The organism is Marinobacter sp. (assembly GCF_041595835.1).
Lineage (GTDB): Bacteria > Pseudomonadota > Gammaproteobacteria > Pseudomonadales > Oleiphilaceae > Marinobacter.
This window is the reverse complement of the sequence record NZ_JBFHJO010000013.1, coordinates 1-26,374: the sequence shown is the minus strand read 5'-3', so window position 1 is coordinate 26,374 and position 26,374 is coordinate 1. Positions and strand designations below refer to the sequence as shown.

The window sequence follows — 26,374 nt, the reverse complement described above, 5'->3', positions numbered from 1 at the left end:
TTGTGCAGGCTGCCTGACTGACGGCGCTGAAGATGACGGGCGTCTATACTTTGTGGAATAAGAGTTTGTCCAGAACAAATAATAACGACGGGATGCGCTATGAAATTCGGTAAGAGCAAGGTTAAGGGCCCTGATGTGGAAGGCCAGCCGGAAGTGGTATCTGGTGCGAAAGAAAAGCGGGCAGCGCGTTCAGCGGGGGCCCGTCTCAAAAAACTGAATTCTGTTGCGGCAACTCAGGCTTTGGTTGTCGTTCTGGCCGGAGTTATTTCAGCGGGGCTATTGCACTTTTTGGTGGCATTGCCTGCGGCTCAAGGCAGCTATGACAGGGCTGTAACTGTAGAAACAGAAAACGCCCAAAAACGCCTGAATCATTATCTGACCGCACTGCAGGGGCAGGTGCAGGCGGTAGCGAACCAGCGGTTTGTGGTTGAAACTCTGGCCAGTGAAGCCGACCTCAGAGCACTCGCTCAGCAGCTCCGTACTGCCGTGAATGGGGCCTCTGCCGTGTTCGTTTTTCCTCACCGGGGTGTTCCCAGAACCGGCAATGGTGAGAGCTTGCTCGGATTTGCGGGGCTGGAGTTAGCCCGGCGCGCGGAAAATGGGCAGCCTATGCTGCCGGATGCGTTTCCCAGGGAAAATCAATGGTACCTGCAATTTGCTGCCCCGATCAGAAGTGCTGTCAGTAAGGCTGTAGTGGGTACGGTACTGGTTGTGTTCAAAGCGGATCATATCGCACCCCTGCTGAGTGTCGGCGACAAAGCCCTGGGCGGGCGCCTGGCTTTGGTTCAGGCGGTTAATGGTAGTACGCGGACGGTAGTCAGCTCGGGAACTGGCAGCGGCCCGGAAATGTCCCGCACATTGATCAACCCGGACTGGTCCGTAGTTTTTCAGGCCGCGGCCGGGCCGGTTGCCCCGATAAGCACTGTTCTGCTGGCACTTTTGGTGGGGGTGCCGGTGCTGTTGGCAGCCGTTGTAGTGTGGGTGTTACTCGGTGGCGCGCAGCGGGGTATACGCGAAGACCTTGCCTCCATGATTCAGTGGGCCCACAAAGTGTTTAGCGGTGAGCGGATGAAGCTACCGGATTCCCACTGGGATATTGTTGCCTCCACCGGAGAAGTGTTGGCCCGATTGTCTCAGGTAGTGGAAAAACGAGTTGCCAAATCGAATGAGGCAGCGGTGCAGAATCCTCCCACATCGGGAGTGGCCAAAGCTGCGAGCCAGGACGAGGCCTTGTTCAAGGATAAAGATATGCTGGGCATTGATATGCTCGATGGCGATGAAGATGTATTGGGTTTTGGCAGTTCGGATACACCGTTGTTTGATGAAGGTATCCCCGAAGTTGAGGAAAACACGTTGCCTGAGGTCGAAGTCGCCTCAGAAATCTTCCGTGCTTATGATATTCGCGGCATTGTGGGGGAAAACCTGTCTGCCGGTGTGGTTGAGGTAATCGGCCGGGCCATCGGTTCTGAGGCCTCCAGTCGCGGTGTGACATCGTTGTGCATCGGTTACGACGGTCGCCATTCCAGCCCTGAACTGGCCGGGGCTTTGGCCAGGGGAGTGATGTCTACAGGTTGCAGCGTAATCCATGTGGGTGCAGTGCCTACTCCGGTGCTCTACTTCGCCACACATCATCTGGAGACCGGCTCTGGAGTTATGGTGACAGGGAGTCACAACCCGGCAAACTATAACGGTCTGAAAATCATGTTGGGTGGTGAGACCCTCTCAGGGGAAGCTATCCAAAAACTGTATCAGAGGATACAGGTGGGTGACTTTATCTCTGGCCAGGGAACTGAATCCAACGAAGATGTCCGCCGGGCTTACCTGGACCGTATCGTTGGTGATATTGCGGTTGCGGCTCCTCTTAAAGTTGTGGTGGATGCAGGTAACGGCATTGCCGGTGAACTGGCCCCGATACTCGTTGAAGAACTTGGTTGCGAAGTGGTTCCACTCTTTTGTGATATTGACGGAGACTTCCCCAATCACCATCCTGACCCGGGCAAGCCGGAAAACCTTCAGGACCTGATCGCCAAGGTTAAGGAAACCGGCGCGGATATCGGTCTGGCTTTTGACGGGGACGGGGATCGCCTTGGGGTTGTAACGAATAGTGGCAAGATCATCTGGCCGGATCGTCTGTTAATGTTGTTTGCCCGCGATGTGGTGTCCAGAAACCCCGGGGCAGATGTGCTTTACGATGTGAAGTGCAGCCGGCGTCTGGCGGGTGTTATTTCCGAGGCCGGCGGACGCCCTGTTATGTGGAAAAGCGGCCACTCTCTGATGAAGGCCAAAATGAAAGAAACCGGTGCGCTTCTGGCTGGTGAACTGAGTGGTCATGTGTTTTTTGGTGAGCGTTGGTACGGCTTTGATGATGGACTTTATTCAGCTGCGCGCTTATTGGAAATTCTGGGTATTGAAGACCGTGATAGTGACGAGGTATTTGCGGATTTCCCTGAAGATATCAGTACTCCTGAGCTGAATGTCGCGGTGACGGAAAGCGATAAATTCGCAATCATCAAACGCCTCAGTGAGCTGGGTGACTTTGGTGACGGTAACGTCAGCAACATTGATGGCGTCCGGGTAGATTACTCTGACGGCTGGGGACTTTGCCGGGCCTCCAATACCACGCCGGTTCTTGTTCTGAGGTTTGAAGCAGAAACCGAAAATGCCCTGGAACGGATCAAAACCGTGTTCCGGGAACAGTTACAGAAAGCTGCACCAGATCTGGTTGCAGATTTCTGATCAATCATTCTCTTACAGTAAGGATCAACACATCACCATGGCGCTGGATCGTGAAACAGCAATGCAGGTGGCCTCGGTTTTAAGCCGGGGCTTGCCTTATATTCAACGGTTTACTGGCAAGACAGTCGTGATCAAGTACGGCGGCAATGCCATGGAAAATGAAGATCTGAAAAGCAGCTTCGCCCGTGATGTTGTACTGATGAAACTGGTGGGCATCAATCCCATCGTGGTTCATGGTGGCGGCCCGCAAATTGGCGACTTGCTGGCACGGCTGCATATTAAGTCCCGTTTTGTGAATGGTATGCGCGTTACCGACGCTGAAACCATGGATGTAGTGGAAATGGTGCTTGGCGGGCAAGTCAACAAGGAAATCGTATCGCTGATCAACGCTCAGGGCGGTACTGCCGTTGGCCTGACCGGTAAAGATGCGAACCTGATTCGTGCCCGCAAGCTGGAAGTGGTTGACCGTTCGCCAGAACATGAAGGTGCGGAAATAATTGATATCGGCCATGTTGGCGAAGTCGCCAGCGTGAATGTAGATGTTATCGATATGCTGACCCGTAGCAACGTGATTCCGGTTATTGCTCCTATCGGTGTCGGGTCTGACGGCACTTCGTACAACATCAATGCAGATCTGGTTGCCGGCAAGGTGGCTGAAGCTATGAAAGCTGAAAAGCTGATCCTGCTGACCAACGTATCGGGGCTGAAAAACAAGGACGATCAAGTGCTCACGGGGCTTACAGCTCAGCAAGTAAATGAATTGATTGAAGACGGCACTATTCATGGCGGTATGCTGCCGAAGATCCGCTGTGCTTTGAGCGCAGTAGAAAATGGTGTTCGTACCTCTCATATCATCGATGGCCGAGTGGCCAACGCCTGTTTACTGGAAATGTTTACTGACGAGGGTGTTGGCACCCTGATTTCCCGTAACTGATAAGCCTGACCGGGAGTAATCGGATGAAGCGCCTGCTGTCCTTTCTGATTGTGCTGAGTTTAGTCGCGTTTGCCGGCTACAAAGCCGCTGTCTGGTGGCTGGTGGATCAGCGCCTGGCAGAGGCTCGGACCGAATTGTCTGAGTTTGGTGTGTTGGAACGGGGCAGCATTGGTTCGTCACTGGACGGTCGAGTGCTATTGAGCGGAGCCCGCTGGCTTGATTTCAAGCTCACTCAGCCTCTGGCGTTAGGGGTAGTTGAACTGGACGCAGGTTCCCCCATAGCCCTGTTGACCGCCCTTGCCAACCCGGAGTCTTTGGGTGGTCGCTGGCAACTGGCTATTGAACAGGCCAGCATGACGCTGGAGCCCACCATGTTCCGAAACTGGGTTACTGAAGGTGCGGATGAGGAGTCTGCCAGCACACCCCTGGTTGCTCTTGCATGTGCGCCAGACCCCCGACAGCATTTGGGCAGTGGTGATCTGAAACGAATGGGGATTGATGCGGTTGCTGGCGACTTTCTGCTGGTCCAGTCCCCGGATGGTTTTCGTGCAGAGCTGTACACCGTGGAAACCGGCAGCCTGGAAGTGAACTGGCCGGGTGTCCGGGTAAGGCCTGGCCGTACTGACATCCGGTTGGATAACAACGGTTCATCGATTGCCAATGTAACACTCCGTGATGCCGGCCTGATGCGCAGACTATCGGCTTATTGCTCCCGGGAAACCGGCCTCACGTTAAACGAATGGAGTGTGGCTGCGGCCAAAGCTTTGGCCCGGGGGCTTGAGGATCGGGGCTATAAGGGGAGTAGTCAGCTCCTGGCGCTTTACCGGCAATGGTTAACAGAGGGTGGCGAACTTTCGTTTACCCTGGACCCTGATTCAGACACTTTGGGCATTCCAGTGCGAACTGATGAGGAATCGGATACCGCCTGGCAGGTAATCTATAACGGTGCAAAGGTGCCAGATGTTTACCTGACTGAAGTATTGCCTGTCGTGCCGGATGTTGCCACTGAAGCGCCTGAACTGCCCGTTCAGCCGGAAAACCCCAATGTCGCTCAGTGGTATGCTGAGCCTGTTGAAAATGCAAACCTTTGGCTGGGTCGAAAGGTACGGGTGACGCTTTCTAACGATAATCAGGTCGAAGGTAAGTTGGTAAGCGTGGGTGATCGGGAACTGGAAGTGTCCCGAATGCTGGCCGGCGGTGAAATGGCCTACCCGATGCTTATTCGTGCGGTTGCCCAGTTTGAAGTCTGGCGGCGGGGCCGGACAGACTGACTCACGGCCGGGAGGCTCCTATGGTGCAAGGTACTGATACGAAAACTGCGGTGCCGGGCGTCCGGGACATGCTGGCCCGGCTGATTTCCCTGCCGTCCATCAGTAGCGCATCGCCAGACTGGGACCACAGCAACGAAGCGGTTGTCCGTTTGTTAGCCGAGTGGCTGGGGGCAATGGGGTTTTCGATCGAAATTATTGATGTGCCCGGCATGCCCGGTAAATACAACCTGATTGCCACCTTAGGCCGCGGCCCCGGGGGACTGGTGCTTTCGGGGCATACCGATACCGTACCTTTTGATGATCAGCGCTGGCAGACCGACCCTTTCACCCTGACGGAAAGAGATGGCCGTTTTTACGGGCTAGGCACCTGTGATATGAAGGGTTTTTTTGCGCTGGCGATCGAAGCGGCGAAAGCCTTCGTGGACCAACCGTTACGGCATCCGTTGATTATTCTGGCAACGGCCGACGAAGAAACCTCCATGAATGGCGCACGCGCATTGGCAGAATCCGGCAAGCCCAAAGCACGCTATGCGGTCATTGGTGAGCCTACCGGCCTCACACCGGTTCGGATGCACAAAGGTATTATGATGGAGCGGCTTGGTTTTGAAGGGCAGTCCGGGCATTCCTCTGACCCCGAACTCGGCCGTAATGCCCTTGAAGGGATGCATGAAGCGATGACCGAGTTATTGGCTTTGCGGGCTGAGTGGCAAGATAAATATCAGAATCCGAGCTTCGCGGTGCAAGTGCCCACATTGAACCTGGGCTGTATTCATGGCGGTGATAATCCGAACCGTATTTGTGCCAGGTGCGAGTTGCATTTTGATCTGCGCCCGTTGCCGGGGATGAATATGGATACCTTACGGCAAGCCATTTTGAGCCGCGTTCAGCCTCTGGCTGAACGTCGGCAGCTGAAGCTGACCTTCGAGCCTCTGTTTGATGGTGTACCTCCGTTTGAAACTCCGGCAGATGCAGCGCTGGTCAAAGCCTGTGAAAAGCTTACTGGCCATACGGCTCATTCCGTGGCTTTTGCCACGGAGGCACCCTGGCTGCAAAAGCTTGGTATGGAAACTTTGGTGATGGGCCCCGGATCCATTGATCAGGCGCACCAACCTGATGAATTTCTGGCGTTGTCTCAGCTACAGCCAACCGTGAATATTCTGCGCGGATTAATAAAAGAGTTTTGTCTTTGATGAAAAGGGAGACTGGATTGAAATCAAACGAATGGCTGCATGGGTTTCGTCACTCATCCCCTTACATCAACGCCCATCGCGGGCGTACGGTGGTTTTGACCATGCCCGGGGACGCCATAGAACACCGGAACTTTATCAACATCATTCACGATATTGCCTTACTTGGAAGCCTGGGTGTCCGTCTTGTTGTGGCTTTTGGTGGCCGTCCCCAAATTCAGTCCCGTTTGGATGAAGCTGGCCTGGAATCCTCCTTTGCCCAAGGTCTGCGCATTACCCCGGATGACCATTTGCCGCTGGTGATGGAAGCCATTGGGGGTTTAAGAGCCTATATGGAAAGCCAGCTGTCTATGGGGCTGATCAACTCGCCGATGCACAATGCCCGAATTCGGGTGAGTAGTGGTAACTATGTTACCGCCAAGCCTGTCGGGGTTCTGGACGGCGTTGATTTTGGCTATACCGGCCGGGTGCGCCGGATTGATACTTCGGGTATTGAACGGCTGTTAGAGCTGGGGCATATCATTCTGCTTCCCCCTATGGGCTATTCTCCGACCGGTGACGCATTCAATCTTTCTTATGAAGACGTCGGGAGTCAGGTGGCCGCGGCACTGAAAGCTGAAAAGCTGATTGTCTTCATCGATGATGAAGGTGTTCTGGATGAGGATGGCTCTCTGATTCGGGAGCTGGGCGCTCGTCAGGCATCCGAACGCCTTACCGACAATACCGTTACCGGCCAGGACGTTGCCTTGCTCAAAGCTGCCTGTGACGCCTGTATGAAGGGCGTGCGCCGGGCACACATTATCAGTTACTCCGAAGATGGTGCTTTGCTCAAAGAAATGTTCACCCGCGATGGTTCGGGAACTCTGGTCAGTGGCGATGATTATGAACAGATCCGGCAAGCTAAAGCAGAAGATATCGGGGGCATTCTGGAGTTGATTCAGCCACTGGAAGAGCAAGGCGTTTTGGTGCGTCGTTCCCGGGAAATGCTGGAGACCGAAATCGACCGCTTTGTGGTAGCCGAGCGGGATGGCACGATCGTTGGTTGTGCAGCGCTATACTATTACCCTGAAGAGCAGGCAGGGGAGTTGTCCTGCTTTGCAGTAGACCCCGCCTATCGTCGAGCCGGTCGTGGTGATGACATTCTGATGATGATTGAAAAGCAGGCGCGGCGGCTGGGTATCCATCAATTGTTTGTACTGACGACCCAGACGGAACACTGGTTCCGGGAACGGGGGTTCCTGCCAACGACAGTGCAGGATCTGCCTGGTCCCAAATTGGCTACATATAATCCTTTGCGAAATTCAAAAGTGTTCTACAAACCGTTGTGACAGAGCGTCCAGCGTTCGCTGGCGCTCGGCTACGGGTTGCTCAGACAGCTGGCTGACGGCTTTATAAAACTCTTTAAAGTCCGAGTCGGACTCTCGCAATAACTGCCTGAACGCCGGGACATACTGGTTGTATTGCTGGAAAATGGCCAGATTGGCATTGTTCAGTTTTACCGGTGGAGGACCGAAAGGCCCCGGCTCCGGGTAATGGCGTGACAAGGCCTCATATTGCATAGACAGTTCACTTAGAGCTTGTTTTTTGCCAAGCCTGAGTTGTTCCGGGCTTAGCTGACTCTTTGACTGGTATAGCTGATTAAGCTTTTCACTGGTTGCCTGAACCAATTCAAGGGTTCTGTTTCGGTGCTCCAGTCGTTTCAGTGCCTGGTCAAAACTCTCAGGTGTGCCTCGGCTTTCGAGCCACAAGCGCAGCCCTTCAAGCTCTACAGCTGTGGCAAAGCTTTCATTAAATGCGGTGTCGCCGTTCAGATAGACCACCCGGTGGGCGAGCTCGTGGAACATCAGAGAAACCATCCGGTCTTCCGGAAGGCTGGTGAACCCCGTGTGCAGAGGGTCATCAAACCACCCGAGGGTTGAATAAGCGGTCACTGCGCCAATCAGGGTATCGTATCCTTGCTGGAGGAAGTGCTGACGCTCTTGTTTTGCCTGCTCCAGGTCAAAGTAACCCCGGTATGCCTGACAGCCCGCCACCGGGTAGCACCATTGGTGCGGATTCAGGGAGAACTCGGGCACCGCCACCAGGTTCACAACAACCCACGGGTGCTCCAGCTCTACATAACCTGAAAATGCTCCGCCAACTGGCAACTGAAGCGTTTTGTCTGCGAAGGTACTGGCGGTTTGTGCGGTTAAGAGTGATTGTCGCAGCTCCGGGGCGATGTCGGGGCGTTGAACAACCTCGTCAATGGGCTGGTTGCGCATCATCAGTGATACATGGCCGCCGATGGCTTGACTATAATAGCTGAGGCTCGAACAGCCCTGCAGGCTGGTAAACAGTAGCAAAACAAGATAGATCTGATTAAGCTGTTTCATGAATCCGAATGTTCTGGTGAAGTGTGAGCCTGGTCACTGTATTGCTTGTTTATCCGGGTAACGCCGAGGGGTAACCCCTGGCCACTGTAACTCATATCATAGCAGGTGGTGTGTACCACCTGATCAGGGACGTTCGCTGGGTATTTTCTTCCCGGTGGCAGAGCCGGCTTTATAACTGGTCAATTATTCATGGATCCGAGAGAACGTCGCAGTAGTCCCAGGCAGCCTATCAAACTTGCTGCACAAATCGATATTGGCCAGGGCGAGGCTTGGCCATGCCAGATTGCGGATTTCTGTGCGGAAGGCCTGTACATCCGTTATTCCGGTCAAACTTCCGCCAAACTTGACCAGGCTTTCAAGCAGTCTCAGCCGAAAGAGCTGGTTGTGCGTTTCCGAGGGCTGGAAAACAGCATTCGTCACGAACTCCATGTCAGCCCCGCCCGCCGAATTGACCGTGCCATGGGTGTTGCTTTTGCCCGCCCCAACCCAGAGGCGGTGAGTGCGCTTTTGCAGATGTGTGGCAGCACAAACGACCAAGACCGCTCATCGCTGCAGGCACCGAGTGACCGCGTGCAGTTTGTACTGCATCAGTGCGCTAAAACGATTACCCGGTTTATTGAGCCTCTGATGGATGCGTGGTTTGTGAATGTCACAGAAGCGCTCAGTCAGGCCGCTCAGAAAGCCTCCAATGACCAGCTTTCCAATCAGTATCTGGATGCGTCAGGGCAGATTCAGGGGCGACGGCGTGTGCTCTGGCACCATATGGCCCGCAGCCTGGAATCGCCGCTGAAGCCAGAGCCCAAAGGTGCTGCAGGCGCAATACTGTCAGTAGTCGATAAAAATGAATTTGAAGACTGGTTAGCGGTCAGGGTGATGGTTACCCGTGCTGACACCTTGTACCGGGGTGATCTGCTGCAGCTCAAATTGCGACTGGATAAGTTGGGCATTACCAATCGAACGGGCCACCACAATCCCCTGGGGCCAGCCTTGGTGTGTGAAGCCTTTCACCATGCTTTGGTTCAGTTGAAGGCCAGTCGTGAGGTTGAGAAGGTTTGCCTTAAGGTATTTGAGCAATCTGTGATCCGGCAGTTGGGACCGCTGTATCGCGAGCTGAATAGCATACTGATCCGGCATGGCGTCTTGCCGGACCTGGATTTGACGAAGTACCTCAGTGACAGACCTGCCGGAAAGGCCCGGTCTGTGCGCGAACAGGCCAGAAAAACTGAGGAAACGCCTCGGCCTGTTATGGCTAAAGCCGGGTCGGCACCCTCACAGGATGACGTACCAGCCACTGAAAAAGGGCGTTCGTTCCGCTCAAGGATATCCGGCGAGTTCCGGGGGCATTTCAACGATGCTCAAACGGCATTTGCGACGGTTCGTAATCTTCTGGATACCCTGAAGGTTAATCGTCAGGCGCGGGAAGGTGTTGCTGCGGAGCCGTTTGAGCCTGATGCTATTCCATTGTCTACGGGGGAATTGAGCCAGGAGTTGCAGGAGCTTCAGCTACGGGCAGCAGGGCCTGATGAGCCTGAGCTTCCGCTTAAGGACAGGGTTGTGGCAAAGGTGAAAGAAATCGCTGGCAGCGCACGCCTGACAGAGGACCATCAGGGAACGCTGGATGTTGTTGACCGGTTCTTCCGCAGTGTTGTTGAAAGCCCCAAGCTCAGTCACTACGCCCAAAACAGGATGCGCCAATTGGAAGTACCCGTCCTTAAGGTCGTGATGAGAAATCCTGCTTTTTTTGAAGATCAGAGCAGCCCGGTGCGGGGTGTGATGAATCGTTTGGCACAGCTGGGTGTTAAAGGGGCACGCATGAACCCCATGGTGCAGCGCAGAGTGGACGAGCTGATTCAGCGGATTGCCACCGAATTTGAACAAGACACCGGTGTGTTTGAGCACACTGTAGCTGAGCTGGACTCACTGATAGAACGTCAGAACTTGTTGTACAGACGAAATGTGGAACGGGTGACAGCCGCTGCAGAAGGCGCTCAGAAAGTATCTGAATCCAAGGCAGCCGTTGCGGCTGAACTCGACCGCAGGTTAGCTGGCCGAAAGGTGCCGAAAGCCCTGGTGAGCCTGCTGGATGGAGGCTGGCGTGATCTGCTCTCTCTGACCTGGATTCGACAGGGTGAAGATAGTTCGCTTTGGCGGGATTATCTGGCGGTTATCGATTCGCTGTTGGCGTTTTCAGATGATCCTGACAGCAACACGAACCTCCCTGAATTGCTCAGATTGATTCAGGACGGGCTGGCCTCTATTTCCAGTAATCACATGCCATCCTCTCAGATACGGGATGAGTTGAAGCAGTTTGTGGTTCGAAGCCCGAATGCGGCTATTGAGCTGGTTGAAATGCCGCCTGCATCTGTGAAACCAGATGACCAGATCAGGGATGAACGCGAGAAACAAAGTCTTCAGCGCTGGATCAGCCGGGCTCAGCAATTACGCACCGGTGACTGGATGAAAGATCAAAGCCGGTCGTCTGAGCCGCAATATATCCGGCTGGTTTGGGTGGCTCGTAACTTCACTCGTTTTGTATTTGTAAATCATCAGGGAATGCGGGTTGTTGAGCTTGAGCTGGAAGCACTGGCGGGAAAAATGCGTGAGGGTGTCATTATTCCGGATTCCCAGTATGAAAAACCCCTGGTGGATGAAAGCATTGATCGCATGGTGCGTAACGTCTATGACCAGTTGTCCTGGGTATCGACTCATGATGATCTGACCCATTTGCTTAACCGCCGCGAGTTCGAACGTCAGTTAGAACAGCAACTGGTTCGGCGCGAAAGCAACCGGACCTTGCTGCACCTGGATTTACGCGGTTTTCGTTTGCTGAGTGACATTGCGGGTTCCCAGGCCGCAGACGAGGTGTTGAAACAAATTGCCGACATGCTGTGTCAGAAAGCCAGTGAGGGAACACCAGTGTCCCGGATCGAAGGGTCAGAGTTTGCGATGCTGGTGGCTGCGGAGAGCGCCGGAGAAGTGGCACAGGCGTTCGTGAACACGATTGAAAACGGTGACTATGTTTTCGACGGCAAGGCCTACGAGTTATCAGCTAACGTCGGGATCGCGCCGGCACTGCCAACCTTAACCAGTGCAGCGCGCTGGTTGAGGGCCTCGGAACAGGCACTCTCTGCCGCGCGTCACAAAGGTCCGGGGAAGATTGCCGAATACAGTCTGGGGGCCGATGCCCAGGCCCGTCAGGAGCAAATTGCTGCCAGGGTTGCCAGCCTGAGCGATCCTGCGGAAGAACGAATGTTGTTGCGCTGCCAGAAAATCATACCGTTGCACAGCGATGCCCGCATGGCTGCGCAATACGAAGTGCTGATCAGCATGTATGACGACAGTGGCGAACTCATCACCGGGCGTGACCTGGTGCGTATGGCTGAACGCTATGATCGGATGCAGGCGGTTGACCGCTGGGTGGTTGGGCACATGCTGGATTGGCTGCGAGACAAATCACCGGACGCCCGCGATGTTGGCGGAGTGTGCGTAAACCTGTCAGGGCACTCGCTGAACGATCAGTCTCTGCTTGAATTTATCTATGAAAAACTCAGCGAGAAAGACGCTCCCATCGAAAGGCTGTGGTTTGAGCTGACTGAGGCTTCTGCTATTCATGATGTCCAGGCCGTGGCAGGTTTCATGCGGGAGATGAAAGAGCTTGGCTGTCGTTTCTGTCTGGGTAATTTCGGCAGTGGCCCGAACTCCTATCAGTTCATGCGTTCGTTACCGGTGGATCTGATTAAGATTGACAACGCGTTCACCAGTCAGCTGGCTTCAAGCCCGACCGATCAGGCTATGGTGAAATCGATGGTCGATATGGCGCACTACATGAATCGTGAAGTGATTGCATCTCAGGTTGAATCCCGCGAGGTTCTGGATAAGCTGAGACAACTGGGCGTGGATTATGCCCAGGGCTTTATGGTTGAAAAGCCTAAGCTACTGAACAGTTTGATCTGAACCTCAGGAATTCTGCGACTTATGTCCAAACGCCACCCTATCATTGCGGTTACCGGGTCATCCGGTGCTGGCACCAGTACAACGGGGCAGATTTTTGCCCGGCTATTCGCGCGCGAGGAAATCCGTGCAGCGATGGTCAGTGGTGACAGCTTTCACCGTTATACACGAGAGCAGATGGCCCGGCTGGCGGCTAAAGGGCAGTTTGGCGAACGGAACCACTTTGCGCTGGCAGCCAACCATATCGATCGTCTTGAAGCTCTGCTTTATGACTACAGCCATACAGGTAATGGCCGGTGCCGTCAGTATGTCCATGATGAAGACCAGGACCTGGTCGCCGCCGGGCATAAGCCTGGCACCTTCACTCCCTGGAGCTCCCTGCCTGCAGATACCGATCTGCTATTTTATGAAGGTTTGCACGGCGGGGTGGTCAGCGAGAATTACAACATCGCCCAATACGTAGATCTGTTGATTGGGGTGGTGCCCATTGTCAATCTGGAATGGATTCAAAAAATCCACAGGGATACCAATAAGCGGGGGTACAGTCAGGAAGCGGTGGTAGAAACCATCATCAACCGTATGGATGACTATGTGCACGATATCGTGCCCCAGTTTTCACGTACTCATATCAACTTTCAGCGTATTCCGCTGGTTGATACTTCCAATCCTTTCATTGCCCGGGATGTGCCGAGTGAAGATGAAAGCCTGTTGGTGATTCACTTCCGGGAAGCCACCGATGTGGATTTTGGCTGGTTGCTTCAGGCAATTCCCAACAGCAGTTTGTCTCGCCACGATACCTTAGTGGTGCCCGGGACTAAAATGCCTCTGGCCATGGACCTCATAGTGCGTCCGATGGTACAGAGGCTGATGGCAGGAAAAGCCTTCGCCTGAGCAGCCGTTATAGAACACTGCTGCTCAGTGTATTTACTCCACGTTTCTGGAATAGAAAATTTCCAGCATTTCCCGGCGTAACCGGTCTTCGATGGATTTGGCTTCAGCCTGGTTGAGTTCGCTGGCATTCACTCCGAACACATAGTTGTTGAGGTTGAAATCCTTCAACATCATTTTGGTGTGGAACAGGTTCTCCTGATACACGTTCACATCGATCATCTGATAGGCATTCTGGGTGTCTTCAGTCAGATAGTTCTGGATCGAATTGATGTCGTGATCAATGTAATGCTTGGTGCCATCTATATCGCGGGTAAAGCCGCGAACACGGTAGTCCACTGTGACCACGTCTGAGTCAAAGCTGTGGATCAGGTAGTTCAATACCTTCAGCGGTGAGATCAGGCCGCAGGTTGATACGTCGATGTCTGCACGGAAGGTACTTACGCCATCGTGAGGGTGGCTTTCCGGGTAGGTGTGCACGGTGACGTGACTCTTGTCCAGGTGCGCCACAATGGTGTCTGGCAGCGGCCCGGGGGATTCGTCGTAGTTTTCTTCACAGTCGGTCACGTCATGCTCGGCAATCAACATGGTGACAGAAGCGCCGTGTGGCTCGTAATCCTGGCGGGCAATGTTGAGTATGTTGGCGCCGATAATCTTGACCACATCAGACAGAATCTGGGTCAGGCGTTCGGCGTTGTACATCTCGTCGATGTAGTCAATGTAGGCTTCACGTTGCTCTTTGGTCTGCGCGTAACAGATGTCGTAGATGTTGAAGCTCAGGGATTTGGTCAGGTTGTTGAAACCGTGCAGCTGGAGTTTGGTTTCCATGCTCAGCCCCTCCGTTTATTGGAGATGAATGATTGTAGGGTGAGGTGAGTCACCCTACCGAGGCCGCTACCGACTAGTGACCAGGTGAACGAATTGTTCACCTTTTGCGCAGACCGGCAGAGAAAGGTGCGTATTATGCATACCGCCTATGTCGTTGGATAGTGTTTGCACGGACATTTTTGAACGCAGTAATTTCCCTCCGGGCCGCAGCCTTTCCGGGGGGATGGATGCGTTATTCGGCTTCCCGGATTTCAAAGCTGTGAGTGATCTCTACACCGGCCTTGCCTAGCATAATAGAGGCAGAACAGTATTTATCTGCAGACAGGCTCACAGCTCGCTCAACCTGCTTTTCTTTCAGATTATGGCCCGTCACCACAAAGTGCAGGTGTATTTTGGTGAAAACGGACGGCACTGCGTCGGCCCTCTCTGCTTCCAGTTCAGCGTGGCAGGCCGTGACGTCTTGTCGGCTTTTTTGCAGGATGGACATCACGTCAAACGATGAGCAGCCTCCGACACCCATGAGCAGCATTTCCATGGGGCGTGGCCCCAGGTTTTCTCCGCCCAGGTCGGGTGGGCCATCCAGCTGAATGCTGTGGCCGGTGCCGCTGGTGGCTTTGAAACTGGCTTTGCCCGTCCAGTCTATGGATGCTTTCATCGGGGTCTCCCTAAGTTCAATAAGTCGTGAAAGTGGATGCTAGCACACAGTTCCTGAAAGGCCCGCCTTTGCATTCGATTTGCCCAAATGGGGCCATCTTGTTATAAGTTGCTCGGTATATTAGTAAAACCCGTAACCTGCAGGGACAAAGCAGGGATATAACAAAGATCAGGATTGGCATTACGCTGAGGAGGCATGTCTCGCATTATGGCTACTATCATTAAGCCGGTTGAGCAGAAGACCAAACATCTGGATTATTTTCTTTCCCAATGCCATCGCCGGCGTTATCCGGCTAAAAGCACCATTATTTATGCTGGTGATAAAAGCGATTCCCTCTTCTACATCGTTAAGGGGTCGGTCACCGTTATTATTGAGGACGATGACGGCCGCGAGATGATTATGGCCTACCTGAACACCGGAGATTTCTTCGGTGAGATGGGCTTGTTCGATAACATGGATTCACGTAGCGCATGGGTTAAAGCCAAGACCGAGTGTGAAGTGGCGGAAATCAGTTACACAAAATTCCGTGAAATCGCCCAGCAGGACCCTCGTGTTCTGTATTTCATTGGTGAACAGATGGCGTCCCGTTTGCGCCAAACTACCCGGAAAGTGGGTGATCTGGCTTTCCTGGACGTGACTGGCCGGGTTGCCCGTACCTTGCTGGACTTGTGCAAAGAGCCTGATGCCATGACACATCCGGACGGTATGCAAATTAAAATCACACGTCAGGAAATCGGTCGTATCGTCGGTTGTTCCCGGGAGATGGTTGGCAGGGTGCTGAAAACTCTGGAAGACCAGGGCCTGGTGCAGGTCAAAGGTAAAACTATGGTGGTTTACGGCACACGATAACTTCCGTTGCGCCATGCTTATGACAAAAAAGGCCGCTGAATTCCAGCGGCCTTTTTTGTTGGCGTCAGTCTGCCAGAGCCACAGATTTGATTTGCAGCCAGACGCGCAGCCCGGGATAAAGTTGAAGTTGATGCACCGAGCGGGAGGTCACTCGTGAGAGGAAGGCTGTGTTGCCGGCCCGGAGCCGAACCAGGCTGGTGCCGGGGGTCACTTCCCCGGCAATTTGATCAACGGTGGCCGGCAGTAGGTTTTGAACGCTCTGGTCCTGGTGTTCCTGAAGGGCAATACTGATGTCTCTGGCCAGTACCTGTATTCGTACAGCCATACCTGTCGTCAGGTGCTTGTGATGACGTAGCCAGAGGGCGCCGTCATTGAATTCAACCTTGCACAGTTGCCACTGAGCATCTACTTCAGTCACTTTCCCATCCAGAATCACGCCAGCATCGCTTTCCAGAAGGAACGGATGGTCGGTACGGGCCAGGGTTTCCTGCAACGGCCCTTGGGCGACTACCTGCCCGCGATCCATCATCACAATATGATCAGCCAGCCGCGCCACTTCGCCGGTCGAGTGGGATACATACAGTACCGGCATGGCCAGAGTATCTCTCAGGCGCTCCAGGTACGGCAGGATGTCCTGTTTGCTTTGCTGATCCAGGGCCGATAGCGGCTCGTCCATTAGCAACAGACTTGGGCTGGTCAATAGTGCACGGCCGATGGCCACTCGTTGGCGTTCACCGCCGGAGAGACGGGCGGGCATCCGGTCCAGCAGGGGAGCCAGGCCCAGCCAGTCATATACTTGTTCCGGGTGAATGCGCCGCTGTTCTGCGGGTATCCGCCTGTAGCCGTAGAGCAGGTTTTTGCGCGCTGACAGATGCGGGAACAGGGTAGTGTCCTGAAAAACATAAGCCAGCGGGCGCTGATGTACCGCCCGGCTGTGACTGCCGGTTTGCCAGGGTTGCCCCAGCACGATGAGCTGGCCTTGGGCGGCCTGTAAGCCTGCAATGCAGCGCAGTAAGGTCGTTTTACCGCAGCCAGAGTGACCGAAAATCGCGGTAATGCCAGAGCCAGGCAGGTTGAGGTCAACGTCTAGAGTGAAGTTTTCGTAGTGGCATCTGAAGCGGGCCTGAATGCCGTCCGGATGGGTCATTTCACCACTCCCGGCTGAAAACGTCCGTTCAATGTGTATAGAGTGACCAGTACGATAAAGGCGAATGCCAGCATGCCTCCGGACAACCAGTGCGCCTGGGCGTATTCCAGCGCTTCCACATGATCGAAAATCGCTACCGAAAGCACTTTGGTTTCGCCGGGAATGTTACCGCCGATCATCAAAATTACGCCAAACTCGCCGATGGTGTGAGCAAAACTCAGGACTCCGGCGGTCAGAAACCCTGGGCGGGCCATCGGAATGACAATGGAAAAAAAGCGATCCCAGGGTGAAGCCCGAAGTGTGGCGGCGGCTTCAAGCAAGTTGTCGTTGATGGTCAGAAAGGCATTTTGCAGGGGCTGAACGGTAAACGGCAGTGAATAGATAACCGAAGCCACCACCAGGCCTTCAAAGGTGAACGGCAACAGGCCTAAACCCAGGCTTTGTGTTAGCTGACCAACCACGCCGTCTGGCCCCATCAGAATGAGCAAATAGAAACCCAGAACTGTGGGAGGCAGAACCAGAGGCAACGCGACCACCGCCGCAACAGGCTGGCGTAGCCAGTGTTGGGTCCGGGCCAGCCACCAGGCGATAGGCGTGCCGACAAACATCAGTATCAGTGTCGTTAGACTTGCCAGCTTCAAGGTCAGCCAGACAGCCTGCCATTCCGGGCTCATGAAGTCTCCGCCAGTTCAGTCGTTGGGCTAATGCGGAATATCGTACCCGTCTTCACGAATGATCGCCTGTGCTTTTGTGCTTTGCAGAAACTCCATCCACGCCAGAGTGGCCGGATTGCTGCTGCCCCGGTTAAGTAAAATGACATGCTGGCTGATCGGTTGATGCAGTTGCCTGGGTATGAGCCAGAGTGAACCCGCAGAACCCTGCCAGGCCCAAACCTGTGACAGCGCAACAAACCCAGCTTCTGCATTGCCGGTTGCGACGAACTGGAAAGTTTGGGCGATAGAGTCACCGCTGACCAGTTTAGGTTTAAGAATCTCGGTCAGGTGCAGGTTATCCAGAAATTCCATGGCAGCGATGCCGTAGGGAGCGGTTTTGGGGTTTCCGATAGCCAGACGCGAGGGGTCGCTCTGCAGGTAACTCATGCCATCGCTGAACAAGCCCTCTGTGCGGCTCCACAGTGCCAGCCGGCCTTCAGCATAGGGGAGTTGGGTGCCGGGTACGGCTAAGCCGTCCTGCACAAGCAGGTGAGGGCGCTTATGGTCAGCCGCCATGAAGGCATCAAATGGCGCGCCCTGGCGAATCTGAGCATAGAGCTTTCCGGTGGAGCCATAACTGGCTCGAACGTGATGTCCGGTTTGCTGTTCAAAAACCGGAATCAGCTTTGCCATGGTGCCGGTGAAATTCGCAGCTATGGCCAGTGTGGTCTGTCCGGCCCAGGCTGAACAGTGGCCCAGGATCAGGCCTGCTGTCATCAGGCAGGCAAGGGTTTGGCGTATACGGTGTCGTGTACAGGAATACACTGTAGCAGGTGTTGCCATACATCCTCGGCATTGAGTTCGTTCAGTATTTCGTGGCGGCCACGCTCATAAAGCCGGAACGTGACCTTATGAATGCCGGCTTCACGAATTGCCTGAAAATGCTGGCGGATGCCTTTGCCCATTTCGCCAACAGGATCCTCAGCCCCTGAAAGCAGATGCACGGGAAGATCTTTGCGCCACTGACGGGGATGAATTGACAGCATACCGCTTAAGAAGTCATGCCACAGCCCAGCAGAGCACTCGAATCCGCATAAGGTATCTGCAATGTAGCGGTCTACCTGTTGTTCGTCCCGGCTCAGCCAGTCGCAGTCTGTCCGGTTGGGACGGAACATGCGGTTGAATTTTCCAAATGTCAGGTTGGTAATCAGTCGGCTTTTATGGCGTTTCCCGCGTAACAGACGTATCAGGCCGACAAGAAACCGAGAGGCCAGAAGTTCCGGCCGGTGAATGCGATTGGTGGCGCTCAGGATCAGAGTGTCCAGAGTGTTGCCGTGCTGCTGGGCGTAACTCTGAGCAATAAACGAACCCATGCTGTGCCCTAGCAAACTGACGGGAAGGCCGGGGAAAGCCTCATGGGCATAGTGGATGACCAGACCAAGGTCGCCAACTACCTTTTGCCAGCCCTGAGTGTCTGCGTAGTGCCCAAGGTCTGCTTCCGGGCAATCCGGGCCGTGGCCTCGGTGGTGGCAGGCGATCACGGCGATGTTGTGGCCGCAAAGCCATTGCGCCAGCTCAGAATAGCGATTGCCGTGCTCGGCCATGCCGTGGCTGATAACCAGACAGGCCGCCGGAACGTCTGGCTGGAACAGAGTGCCGGTAATCCGGTGTCCATCATCGGTGGTCAGGTTCAGGGGGTGTTGGTTCACAATGGGCCACCGGCTCCTTTGAGGCCGGGCGTTGCCACTCCGGCGGTTTCCATAAATGCTTGAGGCGGGATGTTAGTCTGCCCGGTTTGCTCATGTCACGGAACATATCCACATATTCGTGAGTCCATAGCACCAGCAGGTTGTTTGAGTGGATCTGACGGGTAATTCCGTATTCCGGAGGAACCTCATCGCTTTCCGGCACAAAGGTCCCGAATAACCTGTCCCATATGATCAGGACCCCTCCATAGTTACGGTCGATATACTGCGGGTTCCGGCCATGGTGTGCCCGGTGGTGGCTGGGGGTATTGAGTACCCATTCCAGGCTGTCAGGGAGCCTTCCGATCAGAGTGGTGTGAATGAAGAACTGGTATACCAGTGACAGCGCATAAGCCACGCCAATCCAGACGGGGTTAAAACCCAGCAGTGCCATAGGCAGATAGAACACCCACGCGCCGTTGAAGATATTGGTAGCGTTCTGGCGCATGGCGGTTGAGAAGTTCATGCGCTCGGATGAGTGGTGCACCACATGGGCTGCCCAGAACCAGCGCATGCGGTGGCTGGAGCGGTGCATCCAATAAAAACAGAAGTCCACGCCCAGAAAGGTCAGAAAGGCCGTGAACAGGTTCAGTTCAATCCCGAACAGCCGATAGTGATAACACAGCGCATAAACCGGGAACGCAATAATGCCGGCGAACAGCAGTTCGGTGATTTGGTAGCCCGCACCCAGAGCAAAGTTGCGAATAGCTTCAGGCAGGTTCATTAATCTGGGATTGTGGCGGATTTTAAGATATTCCCAAACCGTAACCCCGATGAAAACCGGGGTGGCAACCATAAAAATAAGCTGCCTTTCGTCCAGAGCCAGCCAGGGCGCAAGGGTTTTCCAGAGAGCAAGTAGTCCGCTGTTTTCCAATACAGCCTGCGTCATGTCGAGCAGTGCCATCATAAAATCCGTTGTGGTTATTGTTCGGACTTAATCATGGCACAAGGCTGACATTATTCGATGTCCTATTCCGTCATTGCGGCTGGCACTTTACGACAGGCTGACCGCCTCAGCGGTTGTTGCGATACATTTCTGCGATTGGGCCCAGGCTGGGCTGCCATTCGGCCAGCATGGCCTGCACGGGTTTGGGGATTTTGGCGGGTTTTGGCCAAGGCACCGGGTACTGGGGTGGCTGGAACAAAGGCGCGAGCAGCGCACCGGCGGTCAGGTCTGCCCGGGAAAACTGATCACCTGCCAGGTAGGGTTGTTGTCGATAAACGTCTGCCAGTTCTGAAAGCAGTGTTTCCAGATTTTGCTGAGCCGCATCAGCCGTGGCCTGATTGATCTTCATCCACTTGCGCATTATTTCATCCACGCGGCTAAAGGCCAGGCTGAGCATGATCTTGTTATAAAAGGGTGTGCCTGCCGCCAGGAGGGGGATAACCACTTTCGGGCGCTGCAAAAAATAATGGTAGATCCAGGTACGAATGGCCGGACCGGCCAGGTCATCCAGTTTTTTCTCCCAGGCCAGAGCCAGCTCACAGGCTTCCGGGGATTCTGGCGTTAACGACGGTTCGGGAAAGGCCTGTTCAAGGTAGTCCAGAATTTGTGACGAACCCTGAATGACCTTGCCATCATGTTCCAGAACCGGCACGGAGGATTCCGCCCGGGTCAGTTTTTTAATAGTTTTTACGTGCTGGCCCGGCAGTAAATTGACCGGTTGATAGTTGATGCCTTTGTAATCCAGAGCCCAGCGGACTTTCTCAGCATAGTGAGAGATACAGAACTGATAGAGTTTTATGCTCATGTGCAGCCTTCCGGAAAGTGTTTGGCACAAGGTTAACGCGGATGCCGGCTAATTCCCATGGCAATGCTGAAAAGCGGATGGCCATGGTTAAACGGGTTGGGAATCACTAAACTAGCAGCCTATAGCTTGTAACCATTGAGGATGCATATATGTTTTTGCGCCGAGCCCTTTCTCTTTCGGCCGTGGTGGCGGTTGGTCTGGCTGTGACCGCTTGTGCCTCTCAGCCCAAAACCAGTAGTTTGTCAGATTATGGCGTGTACCGCTGTGGCCAGCTGGACCTGACATTGACCGACATTCAGGAAAATGGCTTGCTGGGCATTGAATATCTGAATAAACGGGTTCTGCTGAAACCGTCGGCAATTGATGAAGGCGCACTGTATGTTGCACCGGGTGATGCCGAAACGCGATTCTGGGCGAAAGGGGAACGGGCAACCTTAACGCTCAAGGGCGACATTCTGCCGGAATGCCTGGAACCCGGAGCAATCGAATCCTCTTTCCGGGCAATGGGGACAGAGCCCGACTGGACCGCCCATATTGAGAATGGCCAGGCGAGCCTGACCCTTCCATACGATGGCGAGGTTCTGGAAGGGGTTTGGCTGCAGGAAACCGTGAGCAATCGTCATGGCAGAGCATACGAGGCCAAAGTAGACGAGCGCCGGATTGAAATAACCGTCGCCAGGCAGTTATGTGAAGATGCTATGGCGGGTTCTCAGTACCCGGCTCAGGTTCGCCTGACTATTGATGGTGAGACCTTTCAAGGCTGTGGCGGTGACCGTGAACGCCTGCTTCGGGGTGCCGAATGGGTGGTGGAAGACCTGGCCGGGGAGGGTATTATTGACCGTTCTATGATGACCCTTCGCTTTTTCGGTGACAACCGTATTAGCGGTCGTGCTTCCTGTAACCGCTACATGGGCTCATACGCACTGAGTGGCGAAGGTCTGACCTTCGGCGCTCTGGGCAGTACTATGATGGCTTGCCATGAGCCGCTGATGAATCAGGAGCAGAAATTCCTGAAACTGATGTCTGACGTGGTCACCGGCCGTATCGGCAAAAACGGAGAGCTATTACTGGAAACATCTGCTGGCGACATCATTAAAGCCGTCAAGTCTGATATCGAAAACCCATAACGCGAAGGCAACAACAATATGAAAATCTTCGAAACAAAAAGTGCTCCTAATCCCCGCCGTGTAAGGATGTTCATGGCTGAAAAAGGGTTGCTGGATAAAGCAGAGTTTGTGCAGGTAGACATCGCAAAAGGTGAGAACCTGACTGCTGAGTTTATCGCCCGGAACCCGATGAAAAAAGTGCCTGTTCTGGAGTTGGATGACGGCACATGCATCGCTGAAACCATGGCAATTTGTCGGTTTTTCGAAGAAAGCTACCCGGATGCCCCCAGGCTCCTGGGTGAGAGTGCTCTGGAAAAAGCCCTGGTGGAACAATGGCTTCGGTGGATTGAGCTCTACTTCTTCATGCCCACCGGCATGTGCTTCCAACACACGACCGGCTACTTTAAAGACCGAATGAACCCGATCAAAGAATGGGGTGAGGATTGCGGTCAAGGCGTAGAGAAATTCATGCACTTCTTGAATAAGCACCTCGAAGGCAAAGAATTTATCTGCTGTGATCAGTTTACCGCAGCGGATATTAATGCCTTCACTACCATCGCGTTTGCACGAGTGGTTGATATCCGGATCAAGCCCGAGCATACACACCTGCAAGCATGGTACGACCGAATCAAGGAACGGCCATCTGCGCAGGTTTAAGGAAAGAACATGACGCAAAACACACGGCTGGCGCAAACCCTTGAGGCTATCGACCAGGCTAACCTGGCCGACCCGAACACCGAACAGGTGAATGGAGAAACTCTGCCCCGGGAGCATGCATACAGCTTGCACATGACACGCTGGTTATTTGCCCTGGAGGCGGAGCCTTCAGAGCGAATGCAAATTGCCTGCCGGGCTCAGCACATTGAGCGTTGGACCATGCCGAGAAGCGATTTCGGTGAAGGCAGGCAGAACTATTACCAGTGGCGTCAGGCCTGTGGCCGCATGCATGGCCGCCGGGCAGCGGAAATCATGGCTGAATGTGGTTATCCGCAGGAAGAGTGTGAGCGAGTAGAAACCATTCTGACCAAACGTGAGTTGCGGAAGGATCCGGACACGCAGTTGCTGGAAGATGTGGCTTGCATGGTGTTTCTGGAGCGCTATTTCGCCCGGTTTTACGATGACAATCCGGACTACGACCGGGAGAAGTGGCTGACCATTGTGCGTCGTACCTGGGCGAAGATGTCGCCCCGTGGTCATGACGCCGCGCTGCAGTTGGCGGGCAATCTGCCGCCTCACCTGCTGGCGTTGCTGCAGGAAGCCTTGGCGGAACCTGAAGCCTGACGTTTAAAACCTGAGCCGGCGGGAAGGCATCCCCGCCGGCCTTCAGGACGCTTTTTAGAAGAACAACTCTTGCAACTTCTCGCCGGGATCCGGCGCACGCATGAAGGACTCCCCGATCAGGAAGCCGTAAATACCCCGGGCAATCATGGCTTCCACGTCCGCTTTGGTCATTATCCCGCTTTCGGTAATGGTCAGCCTGTCATCAGAAATTCGCTTGTGCAGATCGAAGGTGGTATCCAGCGACACTTCAAAGTTATGCAGGTTGCGGTTGTTGATGCCAACCAAGGGCGTGCTGAGGGTTAACGCATCGTCCAGTTCCTCGCCGCTGTGCACTTCCACCAACACATCCAAACCGATCTCGTGAGCAATGCCTTCCAGTTCCTGCATCTGGTCTTTTGTCAGGCAAGCTGCAATCAGCAGAATGCAGTCGGCACCAATGGCGCGGCTTTCGTACACCTGATACGGCGCTACCATGAAATCTTTGCGAATCACTGGCAGGCTGCAGGCCGCCCGGGCCGCTTTCAGGTAGTCTTCGTGGCCTTGAAAAAAGTCTTTGTCAGTCAGTACGGATAAGCACGCAGCACCGGCTTGTTCGTAGCTTTCTGCAATCATTTCAGGCTCAAACGGATCCCGCAGAATACCTTTGCTCGGTGAAGCCTTTTTGATCTCGGCAATGATCGCGGGTTTCTGCTGCTCAATGCGGGTTCGCAGCGAATTGGCAAAGCCCCTGGCGGGAGGTTGATCGCCCGCCTGCGCTTTGAGGTCTGCGATGGAAGTCCTGGGCTGGCGTCCAGCGATTTCTTCCCATTTGCGGTCAACAATTTTGCGCAGAATGGTTGGGGTACGGTCATTGTGCCTGTTGGTCATTACGGCCTCAGAAGCAGTGGGAGAAATCGGCTAGTTCAGACATTTTGCCAGCAGCCAGGCCGGAGCCCATGGCGTCCAGAGCCATTTCCACGCCCATTTTTGGAGTGTTGGCCAAACCTGCAATGTAAATGGCTGCACCGGCGTTCAGTGCAATCATATCGCGAGCTTTTTCCGTTACTTCATCGTGCTTGCGGCCAAACGCGGACCGGATCATTTTGAGCGATTCCTCAGAGGAATCGACGGACAGCCCTACCAGTGTCTGACTTTTGATGCCCAGGTCTTCCGGAGTGATGCTGTATTCGGTGATGGCGCCGTCTTTCAGTTCGGCTACATACGTTTCGGTGGCCAGGCTGATCTCATCCAGCCCATCTTTCGAGTGCACCACCATGATGTGCTCGGCACCCAGGCGTTGCAGAACCTCCGCCATAGGGCGGCACAGTGTTTGGGTAAATACACCGATTAACTGGCGCTTAACACCGGCCGGGTTGGTCATGGGGCCCAGGATGTTGAAGATCGTTCGGCAGCCTAACTCTTTGCGGGGGCCGATGGCGTGCTTCATGGCGCCGTGGTGTGCTGGCGCAAACATGAACCCAACGCCGATTTGCTCTACGCAGCGGGCGACCTGTTCTGGTGTCATGTTGAGGTTAACACCGGCCTTTTCGATCAGGTCTGCACTGCCACTATTGGATGATACGCCCCGGTTACCGTGCTTGGCCACGAAGCCGCCTGCTGCGGCCACCACAAAGGAAGCGGCAGAAGAAACGTTAAACAGGTTAGCGCCATCGCCGCCTGTGCCCACGATATCTACCAGCGGCTCTGCCTTGATGTCGACCTTGGTGGCCAGCTCACGCATGACCTCGGTTGCGCCGGTAATTTCATCAATGGTTTCACTTTTTAGCCGCAGGCCCATGAGAAAAGCGCCAACCTGGGCATCGGTGGCTTCACCGTTCATGACGATACGCATCACATCCTTCATTTCCTCCTGAGATAAATCCAGATTGGAGGCAATGCGGTTGAGTGCTTGTTTCATATCCATGGCGGGATGGTTCCTTATCAGGTTCTGAGGAAGTTGCGCAGCAGTTCGTGGCCTTGTTCGGTCATGATCGATTCCGGATGGAACTGCACGCCTTCAATAGGCAGGGTTTTGTGGCGAACCCCCATGATCTCTTCAATAGAGCCGTCTTCGTTACGGGTCCAGGCCGTGACTTCCAGGCAATCCGGCAGAGTATTCTGATCAATCACCAGGCTGTGGTAACGAGTGGCCTGCAGCGGGTTATTCAAGCCCCGGAATACGCCCGTGTCTTTGTGATAAACGGGAGACACCTTGCCATGCATAACCTTGCCAGCACGAATAATATCGCCACCGAAGACTTGCCCAATGGACTGGTGGCCCAGGCAAATACCCAGAATCGGAAGCTTGCCAGCAAAGTGGCGAATGGCTTCCATGGAGATGCCCGCTTCGTTGGGTGTGCAGGGGCCAGGAGAAATCACCAGCCGTTCCGGATTCAGCGCCTCGATTTTCTCAATAGTGATCTCATCGTTCCGGTGCACCTGAACCTCGGTACCCAGCTCGGCCAGATACTGAACAATGTTGTAGGTGAAGGAATCGTAGTTATCAATCATCAGCAGCATAGCGATCAGGACCGTATGTTCTAGCAGTGGATGTGTTCGCCATGCGGGCGGCACTGTTTATAACGATTATACACAGCACACTTTGCCTGAGGTTTGGCGCAAACAGACAGTGGATTATTGCAGCCCACCGCCCTGGGTACAATATCGGGCCGGCGGGGAAGCCGGTATTAAGCCTCACCCGGAAGCGGACGAGCGAACCGGAGAAGGCGTGGCCATTCGCAGTGTGATGCTGTGGGGCATTGAATGCCTTACGGAATTGAACCCAGAATTTAATAAATGATGGCTATAGAGTATAGCGGGTTTAGAGGGCGTTCTGCATGGGCTTGGTGGTGAATGAGGAAAGTGGCTAACGGTGTTGATTGGGAGACGGTTCTCGGAATTTTGTGGAAAAAAACGTAACTGTTAGTAAGCTTTTGATAGGCTTGATAGGGTGGTGTGTGCTGGAGAAAGCGAATGGATTTTTGGGGCAGGGCGTATAACTTCAGGGGATGTTGGTTTAAGGCCGCGCGTTTGGCTGATTT

Annotated in this window: 24 protein-coding genes; 11 read left to right on the top strand and 13 right to left on the bottom strand. The window is 54.2% G+C overall.

Features of this window, described 5'->3' with window-relative positions:
* Positions 1–99 precede the first annotated feature (99 nt).
* Genes ABYA77_RS06740 through argA form a run of 5 tightly spaced genes read left to right on the top strand, consistent with a single transcriptional unit; the run spans position 100 to position 7,456 of the window.
* Positions 100–2,736: a phosphomannomutase/phosphoglucomutase gene (locus tag ABYA77_RS06740; protein ID WP_372965190.1), complete on the top strand. Its 2,637-nt coding sequence runs from the start codon at positions 100–102 to the stop codon at positions 2,734–2,736.
* Positions 2,737–2,773: 37 nt separating this feature from the next.
* Positions 2,774–3,670, top strand: a complete 897-nt coding sequence (argB, locus tag ABYA77_RS06735) for an acetylglutamate kinase (protein ID WP_372965189.1) — start codon at positions 2,774–2,776, stop codon at positions 3,668–3,670.
* Between the two features lie 23 nt (positions 3,671–3,693).
* The gene (locus tag ABYA77_RS06730; protein WP_372965188.1) at positions 3,694–4,941 is read left to right on the top strand and encodes an acetylornithine deacetylase; all 1,248 of its coding nucleotides are present in this window, start codon (positions 3,694–3,696) and stop codon (positions 4,939–4,941) included.
* Between the two features lie 20 nt (positions 4,942–4,961).
* A complete protein-coding gene (gene argE, locus ABYA77_RS06725; protein ID WP_372965187.1) occupies positions 4,962–6,131 on the top strand; it encodes an acetylornithine deacetylase in 1,170 nt (389 codons plus the stop codon).
* A 17-nt stretch (positions 6,132–6,148) separates the two neighbouring features.
* On the top strand, positions 6,149–7,456 hold the full coding sequence (argA, locus tag ABYA77_RS06720) for an amino-acid N-acetyltransferase (RefSeq protein WP_372965186.1): 1,308 nt from the start codon (positions 6,149–6,151) through the stop codon (positions 7,454–7,456).
* Here the strand turns inward: argA and ABYA77_RS06715 are convergent.
* Positions 7,430–8,500, bottom strand: coding sequence for an aminopeptidase (locus tag ABYA77_RS06715; RefSeq protein ID WP_372965185.1), 1,071 nt, complete (start codon positions 8,498–8,500; stop codon positions 7,430–7,432). The two genes, argA and ABYA77_RS06715, sit on opposite strands and share 27 nt — an antisense overlap.
* A gap of 189 nt (positions 8,501–8,689) precedes the next feature.
* Here ABYA77_RS06715 and ABYA77_RS06710 point away from each other — a divergent pair, with 189 nt between their 5' ends.
* Together ABYA77_RS06710 and ABYA77_RS06705 are read left to right on the top strand one after the other, a co-directional pair.
* Complete coding sequence (locus ABYA77_RS06710; RefSeq protein ID WP_372965184.1) at positions 8,690–12,454, top strand: DUF1631 family protein; 3,765 nt, start codon at positions 8,690–8,692, stop codon at positions 12,452–12,454.
* A 21-nt stretch (positions 12,455–12,475) separates the two neighbouring features.
* Positions 12,476–13,342 (top strand): phosphoribulokinase, encoded by an 867-nt coding sequence (locus tag ABYA77_RS06705; protein WP_372965183.1) that lies wholly within the window; start codon positions 12,476–12,478, stop codon positions 13,340–13,342.
* Between the two features lie 33 nt (positions 13,343–13,375).
* Here ABYA77_RS06705 and speD read toward each other — a convergent pair whose 3' ends face one another.
* Together speD and ABYA77_RS06695 are read right to left on the bottom strand one after the other, a co-directional pair.
* Positions 13,376–14,167 carry an adenosylmethionine decarboxylase gene (gene speD / locus ABYA77_RS06700; RefSeq protein WP_372965182.1) on the bottom strand — a complete coding sequence of 264 codons (792 nt, stop codon included), beginning with the start codon at positions 14,165–14,167 and terminating at the stop codon, positions 13,376–13,378.
* 232 nt (positions 14,168–14,399) lie between these two features.
* Positions 14,400–14,822: an OsmC family protein gene (locus tag ABYA77_RS06695; protein ID WP_372965181.1), complete on the bottom strand. Its 423-nt coding sequence runs from the start codon at positions 14,820–14,822 to the stop codon at positions 14,400–14,402.
* A 207-nt stretch (positions 14,823–15,029) separates the two neighbouring features.
* Here ABYA77_RS06695 and crp point away from each other — a divergent pair, with 207 nt between their 5' ends.
* Positions 15,030–15,671, top strand: coding sequence for a cAMP-activated global transcriptional regulator CRP (gene crp / locus ABYA77_RS06690; RefSeq protein ID WP_372965234.1), 642 nt, complete (start codon positions 15,030–15,032; stop codon positions 15,669–15,671).
* A 64-nt stretch (positions 15,672–15,735) separates the two neighbouring features.
* Here crp and modC read toward each other — a convergent pair whose 3' ends face one another.
* The 6 genes from modC to ABYA77_RS06660 form a co-directional block, all read right to left on the bottom strand.
* Entirely contained in the window at positions 15,736–16,818 is a 1,083-nt protein-coding gene (gene modC / locus ABYA77_RS06685) for a molybdenum ABC transporter ATP-binding protein (RefSeq protein WP_372965180.1), read from the bottom strand.
* Positions 16,815–17,492, bottom strand: coding sequence for a molybdate ABC transporter permease subunit (gene modB, locus ABYA77_RS06680; RefSeq protein WP_372965179.1), 678 nt, complete (start codon positions 17,490–17,492; stop codon positions 16,815–16,817). Before modB ends, modC begins: the two co-directional genes overlap by 4 nt.
* 27 nt (positions 17,493–17,519) lie before the next feature.
* Complete coding sequence (gene modA, locus ABYA77_RS06675; protein WP_372965178.1) at positions 17,520–18,248, bottom strand: molybdate ABC transporter substrate-binding protein; 729 nt, start codon at positions 18,246–18,248, stop codon at positions 17,520–17,522.
* Positions 18,248–19,180, bottom strand: a complete 933-nt coding sequence (locus tag ABYA77_RS06670) for an alpha/beta fold hydrolase (RefSeq protein ID WP_372965177.1) — start codon at positions 19,178–19,180, stop codon at positions 18,248–18,250. The genes modA and ABYA77_RS06670 overlap by 1 nt, the downstream gene beginning before the upstream one ends.
* A complete protein-coding gene (locus ABYA77_RS06665) occupies positions 19,146–20,120 on the bottom strand; it encodes a sterol desaturase family protein (RefSeq protein ID WP_372965176.1) in 975 nt (324 codons plus the stop codon). The genes ABYA77_RS06670 and ABYA77_RS06665 overlap by 35 nt, the downstream gene beginning before the upstream one ends.
* A gap of 109 nt (positions 20,121–20,229) precedes the next feature.
* Positions 20,230–20,967, bottom strand: a complete 738-nt coding sequence (locus ABYA77_RS06660; protein WP_372965175.1) for a glutathione S-transferase family protein — start codon at positions 20,965–20,967, stop codon at positions 20,230–20,232.
* A 149-nt stretch (positions 20,968–21,116) separates the two neighbouring features.
* On the opposite strand from ABYA77_RS06660, the gene ABYA77_RS06655 reads away from it, so the two are divergent.
* From ABYA77_RS06655 to ABYA77_RS06645, 3 genes are read left to right on the top strand one after another with little or no spacing between them, the layout of a single operon-like run.
* Complete coding sequence (locus tag ABYA77_RS06655) at positions 21,117–22,094, top strand: META domain-containing protein (protein ID WP_372965174.1); 978 nt, start codon at positions 21,117–21,119, stop codon at positions 22,092–22,094.
* Positions 22,095–22,112: 18 nt separating this feature from the next.
* Positions 22,113–22,730: a glutathione S-transferase family protein gene (locus ABYA77_RS06650; RefSeq protein ID WP_372965173.1), complete on the top strand. Its 618-nt coding sequence runs from the start codon at positions 22,113–22,115 to the stop codon at positions 22,728–22,730.
* 9 nt (positions 22,731–22,739) lie between these two features.
* The gene (locus ABYA77_RS06645; protein WP_372965172.1) at positions 22,740–23,354 is read left to right on the top strand and encodes a DUF4202 domain-containing protein; all 615 of its coding nucleotides are present in this window, start codon (positions 22,740–22,742) and stop codon (positions 23,352–23,354) included.
* A gap of 54 nt (positions 23,355–23,408) precedes the next feature.
* On the opposite strand, the gene trpC is transcribed toward ABYA77_RS06645, so the two are convergent.
* The 4 genes from trpC to ABYA77_RS06625 all read right to left on the bottom strand — a co-directional run.
* Positions 23,409–24,221, bottom strand: a complete 813-nt coding sequence (gene trpC, locus ABYA77_RS06640) for an indole-3-glycerol phosphate synthase TrpC (protein ID WP_372965171.1) — start codon at positions 24,219–24,221, stop codon at positions 23,409–23,411.
* 7 nt (positions 24,222–24,228) lie between these two features.
* On the bottom strand, positions 24,229–25,257 hold the full coding sequence (gene trpD / locus ABYA77_RS06635) for an anthranilate phosphoribosyltransferase (RefSeq protein ID WP_372965170.1): 1,029 nt from the start codon (positions 25,255–25,257) through the stop codon (positions 24,229–24,231).
* A 17-nt stretch (positions 25,258–25,274) separates the two neighbouring features.
* Positions 25,275–25,853 carry an aminodeoxychorismate/anthranilate synthase component II gene (locus tag ABYA77_RS06630; RefSeq protein WP_372965169.1) on the bottom strand — a complete coding sequence of 193 codons (579 nt, stop codon included), beginning with the start codon at positions 25,851–25,853 and terminating at the stop codon, positions 25,275–25,277.
* 269 nt (positions 25,854–26,122) lie between these two features.
* The coding region (locus tag ABYA77_RS06625) for a hypothetical protein (RefSeq protein ID WP_372965168.1) at positions 26,123–26,374 on the bottom strand (252 nt) is incomplete at its 5' end.